Genomic DNA, 16415 nt, shown 5'->3' with positions numbered 1-16415 from the left:
TTCGTACCGATGTGAGCCGTCGGACCAACGGCGGCTCCCCACACGGGAGATCGGGGGTGCACACGTGCGCATCGGACTGCTTACGGAGGGTGGCTATCCGTACGTGGGCGGTGAGGGCGGGCTCTGGTGCGACCGCCTGGTACGCGGACTGGACCGGCACGAGTTCGACGTCTACGCGTTCAGCGGCGACGAGGCCCAGGAGGACGCGGGCTGGGTCCCGCTGCCTCCCCAGGTGAGCAGGGTCCACACCGCCCCGCTGTGGACCGCCGAGGACGACGGGGTGGTGTACGGCCGCCGCGCACGCCGGCGCTTCTCGGAGCACTACGGCGAACTCGCCGCCGTCCTCTGCGCCGCGAGGGACCTCATCACCCCCGGCACTCGGCCCGCGACGTCCGAGGCGGACCGTTTCGCCACCGCCCTGCGGGGCCTCGCCGAACTCGCCCGCGACGAAGGCGGTCTGGTGGCCGCACTCCGCTCCGAGACGGCCGTACGCGCCCTGGAGCGCGCCTGTCGTACGCCGGGCGCCCAGCGCGCCGCGCGCGAGGCGCGCGTGCCGGATCTGCTGTCCGTCGCCGCGCATCTGGAGCGCGCCCTGCGCCCCCTTTCGCTCGACTGGTACGAGGAGGACGGACTCGGCGCGGTGGACCTGTGCCACGCCACCGCCGGCGGACTGACCGCCCTTCCGGGCCTGCTCGCCCACCACTTCTTCGGCATCCCCCTCCTCGTCACCGAATACGGCGTACGCCTGCGCACGCACTACCTCACCCGACCCGACGCCTCACCCGCGGTCCGCTCCCTGCTCGCCGCCTTCCACGGCAGGCTCGCCGCCGAGACCTACCGCCGGGCCGCGTTCGTCACACCGGGCAACACCCACGCCCGCCGCTGGCAGGAGCGCTGCGGCGCCGACCGGGAGAAGCTGCGCACGGTGTACCCCGGCATGGACGCCGCGCCCTTCGCGGAGGCCGGGGAGTCCCCGGGGCGCGCGGACCCGCACACCCTCGTCTGGGTCGGCCGGGTGGAGCCCGCCAAGGACCTGGTCTCCCTGCTGCACGCCTTCGCGGAGATCCGCAAGGAGGAGCCCGGGACCCGGCTGCGGATCGTCGGCAGTCCCTCGGATCCGGAGGGCACCGCCTACCTCGGCCACTGCAGGGCACTGGCCGCACAGCTCTTCCCGGACGAGGCCGACGGCCCGCACTCCGTCGGCGCGAACCCGGTGTCCTTCGAGGAACTCGGCGGCCCGGGCCTGGACACACCCGCCGACGCGTACGCCTCCGGCGCGGTGACCGTCCTGTCCAGCGTCGTCGAGGGCTTCCCGGCCGGCCTCGTCGAGGCCATGTTCTGCGCTCGCGCGACGGTCTCCACGGACGTCGGTGCCGTCGTGGAGGCCATCGGCGGCACCGGTCTCGTCGTACCGCCGCGCAATCCGCGGGCGCTCGCCGAGGCGTGCGTCTCCCTGCTGCGCGACCCCGAGCGCCGTGCACGCCTCGGTGCCGCCGCGCGCGCCCGCGCACTCGAGCTCTTCACCGTCGAGCAGAACGTCTCCGCCTTCCGCGGCATCTACCTGGAGATCGTCGCCCGGACCCCGGTCCGCCGTCTCCTCCTCGACGGCACCGGCGACCCCCTGCCCTTCGCCACACCCGCCGAGGCCCACGTGCCCGGCCACTGGACCGACCCCACCCCGCGCGCCGTCCCCGGGTGGGCGGCCATGGACACCCCCGTACCCGCGACGGAGACAGCCCGATGAACGACCTCGGCGCACTGCACCACAGCACTCCGCCGGGCGCGGCGGACCCGGTCAAGGCGCTGCTGCACCGGCACCGCGACCTGTGCGAGCAGGCGGTGGACCCGCTGGAGATCGCGGCGGGCCTGGAGGCCCACGGCATCACCGACCGCACCGCGGCCCGCTTCCGCCACCGCGACGTGTTCTCCCTCGCCGAGGAGCTCTACGCCCGCGTGTCCCGCGACGACGCCGCCCCCAGGCCCGCCCCGGCCACGACGACCGCCCGGGCCGGCGCCGCCCGGACCGTCCTCGTCCTCCTTCCCGGCCTTCCCGGCGCTCTCTGCGCCGCGTCGGCCGTCGCCCTGCGCCTCACCCACGGCGAGGCCCGCGTCTACACGGCGGCGGCCGGTGTCCTCGCCGTCACCCTCGCCCTGCACGCGGCCCTGCGCCGGGGCCCGCTGAGCGCCCGGACCGAGATCCCGGCCCACTCCTCGGCGGCGTCCTGGACCTGCTGGCTCATCGCCTACACCCTGCTGGGCGACGGCCTGCTCCGTACGGCGGTCACCGGCGGCCCCGACGGCCTGCCCGACGGTACGGCGGCGGGGGACTGGCCCCTCACCGTCGCCCCGGTCGTGGCGCTCGCCTTGTCCTGCGCCCCCGCCGCCTGGACGGCCCACGTCCTCGCCGCCCGGGTCCGCCGAAGGCTGGAGTCGAGCCGTGGCCTGGAGGACTTCGCGGCATCCGTACGGCCCCTGCTCATCGCCCTGTTCGCCCTGTTCCTGGGGACGGTGGCCGTACTGGTCACGGCGACCTCCGCGCTTCTCGACGAGCCCCTCGCCCTCCCCTCGACGCTCGCCCTGGGCGGCCTCCTGTTCCTGGCCCGCCTCCTCACGATCCACGGCTTCACCCACGCCCCGAAGGTGATCCTCACCCTCACCGCCGCCGCCCAGCTGACGGCCCTGGCCACACTCTTCGCGGCCCGCCTCCCCGGCTGCGACGCCCTGGCCACCCCGCTCCAGACCCTGACCACCTACTGGAGCCCAGCCGCCCTCCCCACCCTCACCTGCGGAGCAGCGTCCCTGCTCCTCCTGATCCACACCACCCGAAAACTCCCCCAAGCCTCAACCCACATCCCCCCGGAACCACCCCGGTGAGAACCACACCCCTACCCCTACGGTCAGCCGCACCGCGCCCGCACCCCGCCCCCGCACCCCGCCCCCGCACTCCGCCGTCGCACCCGCGCTCCCTGCCCTCCGCCCTTCGCGGGCAGTCGTGCCGCTGGGGCGGCACGGGTGGGCGCGACGGCACCCCGCAAACGCCGGGCTGCGACACCCCCCCGGGGTCCACACCAGCGCATCGGCAACCCCGCAATCGCCCGGCCGCGCAACACCCCCCGGCCCGCCCTCATGAGGGGGCACCCCGCAAACCCCGGGCCGCGGTCACCGACGACCCGGCCCCGCCCCCGACATCAGGCCCTCGCGCCACAAGCCCGCACACGAAGGAGAACCCCGCGATGACCACCCCGGACGCCGAAGGAGCCGCCCGATGAGAGTCCTCCTGATCGGAGCCAACGGCTACCTCGGCCGCTTCGTAGCCGACCGCCTCCTCGCCGACCCCGCAGTCCAGCTCACCGCCCTCGGACGAGGCGACGACGCCGACGTCCGCTTCGACCTCGCCACCGGCAGCCCCGGCGCCCTCACCCGCTTCCTCGACGCCGTCCATCCCGGCGTAGTCGTCAACTGCGCCGGCACCACCCGAGGCGGCGCCCGCGAACTCACCCGCCACAACACCGTCGCCGTCGCCACCGTCTGCGAGGCCCTCCGCCGCAGCGGCTGCGGCGCACGGCTCGTACAGATCGGCTGCGGCTCCGAGTACGGCCCCAGCCAACCCGGCTCGTCCACCGCCGAGGACGCCGTCCCCCGCCCCGGTGGCCCGTACGGCGTCAGCAAACTCGCCGCCACCGAACTCGTCCTCGGTTCCGGCCTGGACGCCGTGGTCCTGCGGGTCTTCTCACCCGTCGGCCCCGGTACCCCCGCCGGCTCCCCTCTCGGCCGCCTCGCCGAGGCGATGCGCCGCGCCATGCAGTCCGGCGACGCCGAACTGAAACTCGGCGGCCTCGGCGCACAGCGGGACTTCGTCGACGTACGCGACGTCGCCCGCGCCGTCCACGCCGCCTCCCTCTCCGCCGCGCAGGGCGTCATCAACATCGGCTCGGGACGGGCCGTCCGCCTCCGCGACGCCGCCGGAATCCTCGCCCGAGTGGCCGGCTACGGCGGCGCCCTCAACGAACTGGACGGCCCCCCGCACTCGCACGCACCCCACGCCGCCCTCCACGCCACCTCCCACCCCGCCCCCACCCTCCGCGCCACGATCGGGCACCCCCGCCAGGACTCCGACCACCACCCCGGTACCGCTCCCGTCGCCTTCCCGTACCCCGACGGCTGCGGCAGCTGGCAGCAGGCCGACGTCCGCACCGCGCGCGACCGCCTCGGCTGGCGCCCCCGGATCAATCTCGAGGAGTCCCTCGCCGACATCTGGATGGAGGCGGCATGCCGTATCTGACGAGCGTCAAACCCGGCACCGCCACCACCGGCGTCCGCACCGGCGTCGGTGTCCCCGGCCTCGCCCACCCCCTCGTCGCCCCGGCCGAGTGGAACGAACTCACCCGCCCGGGCACCCCGCTGCACTGGGTCGTCCTCGATGTGGCCGACGGCCCCGGCTGCCGGCCCGACCCGCACTGCCTGGAAGCGGCCGGCCGCCTCCGCAACACCGGTGTCCGCGTCCTCGGCCGCCTCGACACCGCCTACGGGATGCGCACCTTCGCCGAGGTGATCGCGGACGCCCACCGCTTCATCGACTGGTACCAGGTCGACGGCTTCCTCCTGGACCGCTGTCCCGCCGACCGCGCCGCACTCCCCGAAGTCCGGAGCACCGTCACCGCACTCCGGGCCCTCCACGACGCCCACATCGTCCTCGGCCACGGCACCCATCCGTACCCCGGATACGCCGAGCACGCCGACCAACTGGTCACCTTCTCCGGCCCGTGGAGCGACTACCGCTTCTCGCAGACGGCGGAATGGACCGCCGACCACCCGCCCGAACGCTTCTGCCACTTCGTGCACGGCATGCCCCGCCCGCACCTCGACGAGGCCCTGCGCATCGCCCGCTGGCACGGTGCCGCGACGATCTACTTCACGGACCGCACCCACGACGCGAACCACCGGGCCCGCACAGCCCCGTGGGAACCCCTGCCCGGCTACTGGGACGACATCGTCTCGCGGATCGGAACAGGTGTCTCGGAATGAAAAAGGCCATGGCACTGTTAAGCGGAGAACAACCGTAGTGATCGTCCGACCAACGGAGTCCCCGTGTCGTTGCCACCCCTGGTCGAGCCGGCCCCCGAGCTCACCGTAGACGAGGTCCGCCGGTACTCCCGCCACCTGATCATCCCCGATGTGGGCATGGACGGGCAGAAGCGGCTGAAGAACGCCAAGGTGCTCTTTGTGGGCGCCGGCGGCCTGGGCTCGCCCGGTCTGATGTACATGGCCGCGGCGGGCGTGGGCACACTCGGCATCGTGGAGTTCGACGAGGTCGACGAGTCGAACCTGCAGCGCCAGGTCATCCACAGCCAGGCCGACATCGGCCGCCCCAAGGCCGAGTCCGCGCGTGACACGATCAAGGGCATCAACCCGTACGTGAACGTGGTCCTGCACGAGGAGCGGCTCGAAGCCGACAACGTGAAGGACATCTTCAGCCAGTACGACCTGATCGTCGACGGCACGGACAACTTCGCCACCCGCTACCTGGTCAACGACGCCTGCGTGCTGCTGAACAAGCCGTACGTGTGGGGCTCGATCTACCGCTTCGACGGCCAGGCGTCGGTCTTCTGGTCCGAGCACGGCCCCTGCTACCGCTGCCTCTACCCGGAGCCCCCGCCCCCCGGCATGGTCCCCTCCTGCGCCGAGGGCGGCGTCCTGGGCGTGCTGTGCGCGTCCATCGGCTCCATCCAGGCCAACGAGGCCATCAAGCTCCTCGCCGGCATCGGCGAGCCGCTGGTCGGCCGGCTCATGATCTACGACGCCCTGGAGATGCAGTACCGCCAGGTCAAGGTCCGCAAGGACCCCGACTGCGCGATCTGCGGCGACAACCCGACCGTCACCGAGCTCATCGACTACGAGGCCTTCTGCGGCGTCGTGTCCGAGGAGGCCCAGGCGGCGGCCATCGACTCCACGATCACTCCCAAGCAGCTCAAGGAGTGGATCGACGAGGGCGAGAGCATCGAACTCATCGACGTCCGCGAGCCGAACGAGTTCGAGATCGTGTCCATCCCGGGCGCCCGCCTGATCCCCAAGAACGAGTTCCTCATGGGCAACGCCCTGGAGAGCCTGCCGCAGGACAAGAAGATCGTCTTGAACTGCAAGACGGGCGTCCGCAGTGCGGAAGTCCTGGCCGTCCTGAAGTCCGCGGGCTTCGCCGACGCCGTCCACGTGGGCGGCGGCGTGATCGGCTGGGTCAACCAGATCGAGCCGGAGAAGCCGGTCTACTGACCGAACCGGGCACGACCACGGGCCGACGCGGGGGCTCCGGGCACCACGAGTGCGCGGAGCCCCCGCGGTCGTCAGGAGCAGACCTTGCCGTCCTTCGGCACCGTGCCGTCCAGCAGATACGCGTTCACCGTGGAGTCGACGCAGTCGCTCCCACTGCCGTACGCGCCATGGCCCTCGCCCTTCCAGGTGAGCAGCACGCCCACGCCCAGCTCGTCCGCCATCTTCCGGGCGCCCTCGTACGGCGTCGCCGGGTCGCCGGTGTTGCCCACGACCAGGACCGGCGCCGCGCCCGGGGCGCTCACCTCCGGGGTGTCGAACTGGCCCGGGACCGGCCAGTCGTGGCACCAGCCTGCCGTGTCCCAGCCGAGGAAGGACCCGAACACGGCCGAGATCTCCGCGAATTCGGGCAGCAGCCTCTTCGTCTCCTCCAGGGTCGGCCGCTGCTTGTCGTCCAGGCACGATATGACCCGCTGTGAGTGGCCCGTCGTGCCGTAGTGCCCCGACTCGTCCCGTTCGTTGTAGCCGTCGGCCAGCGCCAGCAGCTCCGTGCCGTCGCCCTCCTCGGCAGCCTCCAGCGCGCTGGTCAGCACGGGCCAGCTGGTCTTGCTGTACAGCGGCAGGACGATGCCGGTCAGGGCCAGCGTTTGCGTCAGCTCGCGCCCGGACGACGACGTCGGCAGCGGCTCGGAGTCGATCCGCTCCAGCAGCTCCGCGATCTCCCGTGAACCCTGTCCGGGGTCCCGCCCGGTGGACTTCAGATAGTTGTCCAGGGCCGTCTGGAAGCCCCGGGTCTGGTTCTTGGCGTGGCCCACGGTGTCGGCGGTCGGGTCGACCACCGCGTCGAGCGTCATCCGGCCCACCTTCTTCGGGAACAGATGGGCGTAGACACCGCCGAGTTCGGTGCCGTAGGAGATGCCGAAGTAGTTCAGCCGGTCGTCGCCGAGGACCTGCCGGATGCGGTCCATGTCGCGAGCGGTGTCGGTGGTCGAGACATGGGCCATCAGCTTCCCGGCCGCGTCCGCGCAGCCCTTGCCGAAGCCGACGGCGTCCTGGAGGAACGCCTGTTCCTCCGCCGGGGTGTCCGGGGTGCCGTCCACCGACGACTCGGCGGCCCGGATGTCCTCGTCGTCGCGGCAGCGGACGCCCTCGCTGGCCGCGACGCCGCGCGGGTCCCAGCTCACCAGGTCGTAGCGCTCGCGCAGCTTGGCGGCCGTGGCGCCGTAGGACGGCATCATGTCCACGCCCGAGCCGCCGGGGCCGCCGAAGTTGAACAGCAGTGAGCCGAGGCGGTCGTCGCCCGTGGCCTCGGCCCGGATCAGGGCGAGCCCGATCGTGGAGCCTTCCGGCTTCGACCAGTCCAGCGGCACCTGGAGCGTGGCGCACTGCCAGTCCTCGCCCGGTGCGGGGGCGTCCTCGGTTGCCTTGCAGCGCTCCCAGTCGAGCGCCGTCCCGCCGTTCTCACCGTTCTTGTCGTCGCCGCCGGAGCCGTCGTCCGGTGAACCGCCGCCGCTGCAGCCGGCGGTCAGGAGCGCGGCGGCGACCGTCAGGGCCGTCCACCGTGTGAAACGGGTCATGCGTCAATTCCCCCCTCGCTGGCCGTCCGCACCGTGCCACGGATGGCGGTCAGGCCATGGTAGGCAGATCCGCCGCTCGCCGGGGCAGCCTGTGGATAACGCTCTGACCTGGTATTTCGTAGGGGTGCAGGTCTGGATCACGAACAGACGGTTCCGGCTTTCGGCACCTTTCCGTCCAGGAGATAGCCGCGCACCGCGTCCTGCACACACCTGTTACCGCTGTTGTAGGCCCCGTGCCCCTGTCCCTCGTACGTCAGCTCCACACCGACGCCCTCGCCGAGGGCCTGCACCATCCTGCGTGCCCCCTCGTACGGTGTGGCCGGGTCGCCGGTGTTGCCGATCACCAGGATCGGGGCCGCGCCGGGGGCGTGGACGTCCGGATGCCCGGCGGCCCCGGCCACCGCCCAGTCGGTGCAGCCGACCATTCCCCATGCCAGATACTCCCCGAACAGCCCGGAGGCTGCCCGGAACTCCGGAAGGAGGCGCTCCACGTCCCCGACCGTGTAGCGGGGTTCGTCGTCGGCGCAGTTGATGGCGATGTTGGCCGCGAGGAGGTTGCTGTACTCGCCGTTCTCGCCGCGGCCGTTCATCGAGTCGGACAGCGCCATCAGAATCGTTCCGTCACCGTCGTACGCCTGGTCGAGGCCCTCGGTGAGGAACTCCCAGAACTCCTGGGAGTACAGCGCCTGGAGGATCCCGCCGGCGGCCGCGGTCTGGGTCAGCTCCCGGGGGAAGATGCCGGGGAGGGGCTTGTCGTCCAGGTCGCTCAACAGCCGGGCGATACGGTCCTTCACGTCCTTCGCGCTGTCGCCCACGGGGCATTCCCCGGCCTGGGAGACGCAGTTCTCCGCGTAGTTGTCGAGGGCGAGCTGGAATCCCCGTGCCTGTCCGAGTGAGCCCTGTTCCGCGGTCTGTGTGGGGTCCACGACCGCGTCGAACACCGCGCGGCCCACCTTCTTCGGGAACAGATGGGCGTAGACGCCGCCGAGTTCGGTGCCGTAGGAGATGCCGAAGTAGTGCAGCGTGTCGTCGCCGAGGACCTGGCGCATCAGGTTCAGGTCGCGGGCGGCGTCCGTGGTGCGTACGTGGGGGAGCACCCGTTCGGAGTTCTTCTCGCAGGCCGCGTTGAACTTCTCGGTGCCGTCCACGAGTTCGGTTCGCTCGGCGGCGTCGTCGGGTGTGGCGTCCTGCTGGAGGTACGCGTCGAGCTGCTCGTCGTCCAGGCAGGTCACGGGCGCGCTGCGGCCCACCCCGCGCGGATCGAAGCTCACCAGGTCGTAGCGGGTACGCAGGGCCGCGTAGTCCTGGCCGAACGCGGGCAGGGTGGTGACGCCGGAGCCGCCCGGGCCCCCGAAGTTGAAGATCAGGGAGCCGATGCGCCGGTCCGCGGGACCGCTCGACCTAACCCGGATCAGCGCGACGCCGATGGTGTCGCCGTCGGGTTCGTCCCAGTCCAGCGGGGCCTTCATGCGGGCGCAGCTCCATTCGCCCCGGCCGCCCGGCAGCGGCGACGGGGCGGCGCCGCCGCCCTGTGCCTCGGACGGAGCCGGGCAGTCCTGCCAGTCGAGCTGCTGCTCCGTCAGGTCCTCGCCCCTGTCGTCGTCCTCACCGCAGCCCGTCAGCAGCGCGGGCAGCAGGACGGCGCAGACGGTCAGGGCGGCGGCACGCAGACGGAAGGGGCGGGACATGGTCCCATCCTGCGGTCGCCCGGAGCGGGACGCGCGGGACACGGGCCGTACGAGGGAGGGCGCCGCTCACAGGGCCGCTTTGCGGGTGAGGTGGTTGAAGGCCAGCCAGCCCGGCAGCACCGGCAGCCACAGCGTCAGCAGCCGGAAGAGCAGCACCGCCGGCGCGGCGACCTCCTTGGGGAGCCCGACCGCGATGAGACCGACCGTCAGGGTCGCCTCGACCGCGCCGACACCGCCCGGCGTCGGGGCCGCCGACCCCAGTGCGTTGCCCGCGAGGAAGACGACCGCGACGCTGGCGATGCTGACCGAGGTCGTCTCGTCGCCGAACGCCCGGATCGAGGCGTCCAGACACATCACGAAGCAGGCCGTCAGCAGCAGCATGCCGCCGATGCCGGTGACCAGCTTCTGCGGCCGCTGCAGTACATCGAGCATGCGCGGTACGACACCGGCGAAGAGCGACCGCACGCGCGTGACGACGAATTTCCGCAGGAACGGCACCGAGGTCACGACGAGCACCAGCACCGCCACCGTCAGCAGGCCCCCGATCACCGTGCGGGACGGGGACAGGGAGGGCGTCTTCTCGGTGCCGGTGAGATAGCCGAAGGACAGCAGCATCAGGATGTGGCAGCCGAGCCCGAAGAGCTGCGACGCGCCGACGCTCGCCACCGCGAGCCCCGGCCGCACCCCCGCGCGCTGCAGGAACCGGGTGTTCAGGGCGACACCGCCCACGGCCGCCGGGGCGACGATCTTCACGAAGGACGCGGCGACCTGCGCCGCCACGGTCCGCAGGAACGGCACCCGCTCCGGGACGAATCCGAGCAGGGCCATGGCCGCGGCGACGTAGCTGGCGGCCGCGAACAGGACCGCCGCGATCACCCAGCCCCATTCCGCGTTGGCGATCAGCGGGCCGAACTCGATGTGGGTGAGCTGCGTCAGCAGGAAGTACGCGCCGATCGCGCCGGCGATGAAACTGATCAGGGTCCGCGGCCGCACCCGCTCCAGGCGGGCCGGTTCGACCGGCGCCTGCGGTCTGATCCGCAGCACCTCGTGCCGGATCTGGGTGAGCAGATCCTCCTCGCGCGCCTCTTCCATGGCCTCGTCGATGGCCCGCTTCTCGGCCCGCTGCTCCGCGCGTACGGCCTTCTTGTCGACCTTCTCGAGCGCGGTGTCGGCGGCGTCGTGGGCGCCGTGCTCCGCGCGGGCCGGCTTGGACTGCCGGTAGGCCTCCAGGACGGCCTCACGCTCGCGTTCCGCCCGCTCGCGGGCCAGCTGCCGCAGCGTCCCGCGCGTGGAACGGCTCAGCGCGATGGGCTGGAGCATCGGCAGACAGTCCGCCACCGTGTCGGGGCCGAGGACGCTCAACGCGGAGGCCACCGCGCGTTCGGCGCCCACCCGCAGCCCGAGGGTCACCAGCAGCTGGGAGGTGTCCATGCGCAGCAGCAGATCGCCGGCCGCGATCTCGCCGCCGCGCAGATCGGTGAGGATCACCGTGCCGGAACGATCCACCAGGATGGCGTCGCCCACCAGCCTGCGGTGCGCGATCCGGCGGGACTGCAAAGCCCGTACCTGGTGCCAGGTGTCGCGCAGCAGATCGTCGGTGATCTCCTCGTCCGCCAGTGAGTCGAGGGTGCGCCCGCCCGTGTGCTCGTACACGAGCATGACCGCGTCGGGGCCGAGTTCGGAGGTCGCGATCAGCTTGGGCGCGTTGGCGCCGGCCGCGATGGCCGCGTACGCCAGCAGTGCCTCCTGCTCCAGCGCCTGGCGCAGCGACTGCAGGCTGCGTCGGGTCGCGAAGCCGCGCAGCGCCAGATTGCGCCACGCGCGGTAGAAGAACCCCTGCGCCTGCTGTTCCCGGTCGACCACCGTGACGTCCAGCGGTGGACCGTCCTCCAGGGTGACGAAGTAGCGGCGCCCCCGGTCCCCGGCCTCGGCGGCGTCTCCCGACTCCACCCGGGAGGCGGTCACGGGCCGGAAACCGACGGTGCGCAGGCCCGCCATCAGGGTGCGGCCGGTGGGGCGCACATTGGGCGAACCGACCGCGTAGAGGGTGCCGTAGGCGACGGTCCAGCCGATCAAAACCGTCAGGATGATCGAGAACGGTGTGGTGTACCCGGTGACGAGCATCGAGAAGGCGTCGAGGAGCAGCACCACCCAGAGCACCGCGCGCCACCGGGGTCTGCGGGACATCCCGACGGCCGTCATGTACGCGATCACCGGCGCGAGATAGCCGTGCACCGGGTCCGTGAGGGCGTGGATGTCGCCGGGGGAGGGCTGGGTGAGCGCCTCCTGGATCGAGCCGGGTGCGGCACGCGCGACCCACAGGTCGGTGGCGAGCGTCACACCGTGCGCGAGGACGGCGGCGAGCACGCCGTCGGCGATCCGCAGCCCGTCCCGTTTGATCAGCCGCTCGATGGCGAAGGCCACCGGCACCAGGAGGATCGCGATGCTGGAGGCCAGGCCCGCGATCTTGATGAGCAGGTCGGGCGCCTGCCCGGTGCCCTTGTTGATGTCCTGTTCCAGGCCCGAGGTGGTGCCGTGGGCGAACGCGGCGATCGCCAGCAGCACCACGACGGCGAGTACGCCCGCCAGGAGCCGCATGAGGTCGGACGGCCGGTGCACCCGCGCGGGGAGCAGCGGTTCGTCGCCCTCCACCTCGTCGATGTGCGCCGTCTCGGGCTCCGCGGTGTCCGGGCGCGATGAGGCGTCAGGGGTGCCCTCCGTATCGTCGGGGTGCGCGCCCTGCTGCTTCATCGTCTCTTCTCGATCTTGTATCACCGGTCACCGCCCGCACGATGGTGGCATGCCGTACCGCCAGAAGGGGGCATCAGGGTCCGAACACGGGCGGCACAGTCTGCCCGACGCGCCGCTCCGGGGCGAGCCGCGCGCACACGCGCGAGCGCGTCGCGTTGTCGGTGGGGTGCGGCAGGATGGGCCGGATGAGCCAGGAGAGCCTTCCGTCCGACGGGGGTCCGGAGCACCCGGACGCCCTGCCCGAGTACGCCGAGCGCGTACTCGAGGTGGCCGAGCTGATTCCGCCGGGACATGTCATGACGTACGGGGACGTGTGCGAGTGGCTGGGGGAGGGCGGTCCGCGGCAGGTCGGGCGGGTGATGGCCCTGTACGGGGGCGCCGTCCCGTGGTGGCGTGTCGTCCGCGCGGACGGCGTGCTGCTGCCGGGACACGAGCTCAGGGCCCTCGGGCACTACCGCGTGGAGGGCACGCCGCTGAAGGAGGCGAGCCGGGCCGCGGAGGGCCATGTGCCGCGCGTCGACATGAGACGCGCGCGCTGGGACGGCGGCGGGCACACCGAGGGTCACACCTGACAGCCTCCGCCATGACGCACGCCGCCGTGTGACCTGTGAGCCCTCAGGGTGAGATGGGGCACATTCGTGGCATGACGTACGTTCGTGAGGCAAGGGACATGTGCGGCCCGAGTGGCCGGAGGGAAGAAGCGGAAAGCCTGCTTCCGTACTTTTCACCGGCGTAGCGTCGGCCGCGCGTACCCCCTTCACCCCGCGCCCACCGCCCCGCACGCGCGGCGAACGGCCCCACAGCACACCCACCAGGACCGGCCAACCACGTGAGCTCCTCTTCCTCCACCAGCGGCCTGCCGCACCCCCAGGTGCGGCGGGGGAACCGTGGTGCTCATCGTCTGGTGCGTACCCCGCCGGCTCGCCGGAATCCCCCTCGTCTGGACGCCGCACAGCGCTCCGTGGTTGAGCACGAGACCGGTCCGCTGCTCGTTCTCGCAGGTCCGGGCACCGGGAAGACCACCACGCTGGTCGAGTCGGTGGCCGCGAGGATCGCCCGCGGCGGGAACCCCGAGCGGGTCCTGGTCCTGACCTTCAGCCGCAAGGCCGCCGTCGAACTGCGGGACCGCATGGCCCTGCGCATGGGCGCCGCGCGCGCCCCGCAGGCGACCACCTTCCACTCGTTCTGCTACGCCCTGATCCGTGCCCACCAGGACAACGACCTCTTCGTCGAGCCGCTGCGGCTGCTGTCGGGCCCCGAGCAGGACGTCACCGTCCGGGAGCTGCTCGCCGGCCAGGTGGACCTGGAGCGGCTCGGCCTCGCCCACGTGCGCTGGCCGGACGAACTGCGCGCCTGCCTGACCACCCGCGGCTTCGCCGACGAGGTCCGCGCGGTACTCGCCCGCAGCCGCGAACTGGGCCTCGGCCCCGAGGCCCTGGACGCCTTCGCCCGCCGCATCGGACGCCCCGACTGGCGCGCGGCCTCGGCCTTCCTCGCCGAGTACCTCGACGTACTCGATCTGCAGGGCGTCCTCGACTACGCCGAACTGGTCCACCGCGCGGTGCTCCTCGCCGGCCGGCCGGAGATCGCCGGACGGCTGGCCGCGCGGTACGACGCCGTCTACGTCGACGAGTACCAGGACACCGATCCCGCCCAGGTACGGCTGCTGCAGGCCCTGGCCGGCGGACGCACCCTCGTCGCCTTCGGCGACCCCGACCAGTCGATCTACGCCTTCCGGGGCGCGGACGTGGGCGGCATCCTGGAGTTCCCCCACGCGTTCGCGCGCGCGGACGGCCGCCCCGCCCCGGTCGAGGTGCTGCGCACCTCCCGGCGCTCCGGCGCCGCCCTGCTGGAGGCCACCCGGCGGGTGACCCGGCGCATGCCACTGCCCCGGCTGCCCGCCGAGAAGGTCCGCGCCCACCGGGAACTCGCCCCGGACCGGGACGGCGGCCGCGTCGAGGTGTACACCTACCCGACCTCCGGCACGGAACTGGACAACATCGCCGACATCCTGCGCCGGGCACACCTGGAGGACGGCGTGCCCTGGAACGAGATGGCCGTCCTGGTCCGGGCCGGCGCCCGCACCCTGCCCACGGTCCGCCGCGCGCTGACCTCGGCGGGCGTCCCCGTGGACGTCGACGGCAACGACCTGCCCCTGCGCCACGAACCCGCGGTGGCCCCGCTGCTGACGGCCCTGCGGGCGGTGGCGACGGCGGAGGCGGGCGAACGGGAGGACACCGGAAACGGTGCCGACGCGTGCTGGCTCGACACCGAGACCGCCCTCACCCTGCTCACCTCCCCCCTCGCCGGCATGGACACCGCAGATCTGCGCCGCCTCGGACGGGCCCTGCGCGAGGAGGAGCGGGCCGCCGGCAACCCGCTGCCGCCGCCCTCGGACGAACTCCTCACGCGTGCGCTCGCCGAGCCGGAGCGGCTCGCCGTGCACGACCCCGCCTACGCGCGGGGCGCCCAGCGGCTCGGCGACCTGCTGCGCCGGGCCCGCGCAGGGCTCTCGGGCGGCGGCACCGCCGAAGAGGCCCTGTGGGACCTGTGGAACGACACGGACTGGCCACGGCGTCTGGAGCGCTCCGCCCGGCGCGGCGGCGCCGCCGGCCGCAATGCCGACCGGGACCTCGACGCCGTATGCGCCCTGTTCGCGACCGCCGCCCGCGCGGAGGAACGCACCGGCGGCCGGGGAGCCCTGAACTTCCTGGAGGAGATCGAGGCCCAGGACATCGCCGCCGACACCCTCACGCGGCGCGCCGCCCGCCCCGACGCCGTACGTCTGATGACCGCGCACCGCGCCAAGGGCCTGGAGTGGCGCCTGGTCGTCGTGGCCGGCGTGCAGGAGGGCCTGTGGCCGGACCTGCGCCGCCGCGGCTCCCTGCTGGAGGCCGACCGCATCGGCCGTGACGGACTCGCCGAGCCCCTCACCCCCGGCGCGCTGCTCGCCGAGGAACGCCGCCTGTTCTACGTCGCGGCCACCCGCGCGCGGGAACGCCTCGTGGTGACGGCCGTGAAGGCACCCGCCGACGACGGCGACCAGCCCTCCCGCTTCCTGGCCGAACTCGGCGTCGACCCCCAGGACGTCACCGGCCGCCCCCGGCGCCCCCTGTCCGTCGCCGCGCTCGTCGCCGAACTGCGCGCCACGACGGTCGACCCCCGGGTCTCCGACACCCTGCGGGAGGCAGCCGCCCGGCGGCTGGCCCGGCTCGCCGCGCTCGCCGACGAGGACGGCCGCCCCCTGGTGCCGTCCGCGCACCCGTACCGCTGGTGGGGCATGTTCGAACCCACGGAGAGCAAGGTGCCGCTGCGCGACCGCGACCAGCCCGTCGTGCTCTCCGGAAGCGCCCTCGACCAGCTCGCCAACACCTGCGCCCTGCAGTGGTTCCTGGGCCGCGAGGTGAAGGCCGACGCGCCCGCGACCGCCGCCCAGGGCTTCGGCAACGTCGTGCACGTCCTCGCCGACGAGGTGGCCTCCGGGCACACCCCCGCCGACCTCGACGTCCTCATGGGGCGCCTCGACTCCGTGTGGAACGCGCTCGCCTTCGACGCGCCGTGGAAGTCGGACCAGGAGAAGGAGAACGCGCGCGTGGCGCTCGAACGCTTCCTCGAGTGGCATGTCATGGACCGCGCCGGACGCACCCCGGTGGCCAGCGAGCACGACTTCGACGTCACCCTCGAAGCGGGCGACTACGAGGTCCGCATCCGCGGCCAGATGGACCGCGTGGAGACCGACGGCGACGGACGCGCGTACGTCGTCGACTTCAAGACCGGCAAACAGGCGCCCAGCGCCAAGGAGGTGGAACGCCACCCCCAGCTCGCCGTCTACCAGCTCGCCGTCGCCGAGGGCGCGGTCGACGACGTCTTCGACGGCACACGCCCCGAACCGGGCGGCGCCGAACTGGTCCAGCTGCGCCAGGGCGCCGCCAAGCGGGACGGCGGCGAGACGCTGCCCAAGGTGCAGGCCCAGGAGCCGCCCGAGGGGGAGTGGGTCGGCGACCTGCTGGCCACGGCCGCCGGGAAGGTCCTCGACGAACGGTTCGGGCCGACCGCGGGCCAGCACTGCGCCCACTGCGCCTTCCGGGCCTCGTGCAGCGCCCGGCCCGAGGGCCGGCACGTCGTCGAATGACCG

The 16415-nt window shown here is 72.9% G+C and carries 10 protein-coding genes; 7 read left to right on the top strand and 3 right to left on the bottom strand.

The window, feature by feature from the left end; translation table 11 throughout:
• Positions 1-64 precede the first annotated feature (64 nt).
• From IF28_RS0116210 to moeZ, 5 genes are all read left to right on the top strand, one after another.
• Positions 65-1744: a DUF3492 domain-containing protein gene (locus tag IF28_RS0116210; RefSeq protein WP_037893395.1), complete on the top strand. Its 1680-nt coding sequence runs from the start codon at positions 65-67 to the stop codon at positions 1742-1744.
• Positions 1741-2874, top strand: a complete 1134-nt coding sequence (locus IF28_RS0116205) for a hypothetical protein (RefSeq protein ID WP_030220047.1) — start codon at positions 1741-1743, stop codon at positions 2872-2874. Before IF28_RS0116210 ends, IF28_RS0116205 begins: the two co-directional genes overlap by 4 nt.
• A gap of 391 nt (positions 2875-3265) precedes the next feature.
• Positions 3266-4282 (top strand): NAD-dependent epimerase/dehydratase family protein, encoded by a 1017-nt coding sequence (locus IF28_RS0116200; RefSeq protein WP_030220044.1) that lies wholly within the window; start codon positions 3266-3268, stop codon positions 4280-4282.
• On the top strand, positions 4270-5025 hold the full coding sequence (locus IF28_RS0116195; protein WP_030220040.1) for a spherulation-specific family 4 protein: 756 nt from the start codon (positions 4270-4272) through the stop codon (positions 5023-5025). Before IF28_RS0116200 ends, IF28_RS0116195 begins: the two co-directional genes overlap by 13 nt.
• A gap of 63 nt (positions 5026-5088) precedes the next feature.
• Positions 5089-6267, top strand: a complete 1179-nt coding sequence (gene moeZ / locus IF28_RS0116190) for an adenylyltransferase/sulfurtransferase MoeZ (protein WP_030220037.1) — start codon at positions 5089-5091, stop codon at positions 6265-6267.
• A gap of 71 nt (positions 6268-6338) precedes the next feature.
• Here moeZ and IF28_RS0116185 read toward each other — a convergent pair whose 3' ends face one another.
• The 3 genes from IF28_RS0116185 to IF28_RS0116175 all read right to left on the bottom strand — a co-directional run bounded on the left by IF28_RS0116185 (position 6339) and on the right by IF28_RS0116175 (position 12280).
• Positions 6339-7841: an alpha/beta hydrolase gene (locus IF28_RS0116185; RefSeq protein WP_030220034.1), complete on the bottom strand. Its 1503-nt coding sequence runs from the start codon at positions 7839-7841 to the stop codon at positions 6339-6341.
• Positions 7842-7978: 137 nt separating this feature from the next.
• Positions 7979-9529 carry an alpha/beta hydrolase gene (locus tag IF28_RS0116180; RefSeq protein ID WP_030220031.1) on the bottom strand — a complete coding sequence of 517 codons (1551 nt, stop codon included), beginning with the start codon at positions 9527-9529 and terminating at the stop codon, positions 7979-7981.
• Positions 9530-9595: 66 nt separating this feature from the next.
• Positions 9596-12280 carry a lysylphosphatidylglycerol synthase transmembrane domain-containing protein gene (locus tag IF28_RS0116175; protein ID WP_030220029.1) on the bottom strand — a complete coding sequence of 895 codons (2685 nt, stop codon included), beginning with the start codon at positions 12278-12280 and terminating at the stop codon, positions 9596-9598.
• A gap of 185 nt (positions 12281-12465) precedes the next feature.
• Here IF28_RS0116175 and IF28_RS0116170 point away from each other — a divergent pair, with 185 nt between their 5' ends.
• Both IF28_RS0116170 and IF28_RS0116165 read left to right on the top strand, forming a co-directional pair.
• Positions 12466-12852: an MGMT family protein gene (locus IF28_RS0116170; RefSeq protein WP_030220027.1), complete on the top strand. Its 387-nt coding sequence runs from the start codon at positions 12466-12468 to the stop codon at positions 12850-12852.
• A gap of 257 nt (positions 12853-13109) precedes the next feature.
• Positions 13110-16412, top strand: a complete 3303-nt coding sequence (locus tag IF28_RS0116165) for an ATP-dependent helicase (protein ID WP_078621205.1) — start codon at positions 13110-13112, stop codon at positions 16410-16412.
• Positions 16413-16415: the final 3 nt, after the last annotated feature.

The sequence above is a fragment of the Streptomyces sp. NRRL WC-3626 genome (assembly GCF_000718785.1).
GTDB classification, from domain to species: Bacteria; Actinomycetota; Actinomycetes; order Streptomycetales; family Streptomycetaceae; genus Streptomyces; species Streptomyces edwardsiae.
Note: the sequence above shows the minus strand (reverse complement) of the source record. Positions and strands in the feature narration are given on the sequence as shown.

Coding starts and splice junctions, on each gene's coding strand:
- IF28_RS0116205 (WP_030220047.1), top strand. CDS start 1,741: ATGAACGACCTCGGCGCACTGCACCACAGCACTCCGCCGGGCGCGGCG.
- IF28_RS0116200 (WP_030220044.1), top strand. CDS start 3,266: ATGAGAGTCCTCCTGATCGGAGCCAACGGCTACCTCGGCCGCTTCGTA.
- IF28_RS0116195 (WP_030220040.1), top strand. CDS start 4,270: ATGCCGTATCTGACGAGCGTCAAACCCGGCACCGCCACCACCGGCGTC.
- IF28_RS0116185 (WP_030220034.1), bottom strand. CDS start 7,841: ATGACCCGTTTCACACGGTGGACGGCCCTGACGGTCGCCGCCGCGCTC.
- IF28_RS0116180 (WP_030220031.1), bottom strand. CDS start 9,529: ATGTCCCGCCCCTTCCGTCTGCGTGCCGCCGCCCTGACCGTCTGCGCC.
- IF28_RS0116175 (WP_030220029.1), bottom strand. CDS start 12,280: ATGAAGCAGCAGGGCGCGCACCCCGACGATACGGAGGGCACCCCTGAC.
- IF28_RS0116170 (WP_030220027.1), top strand. CDS start 12,466: ATGAGCCAGGAGAGCCTTCCGTCCGACGGGGGTCCGGAGCACCCGGAC.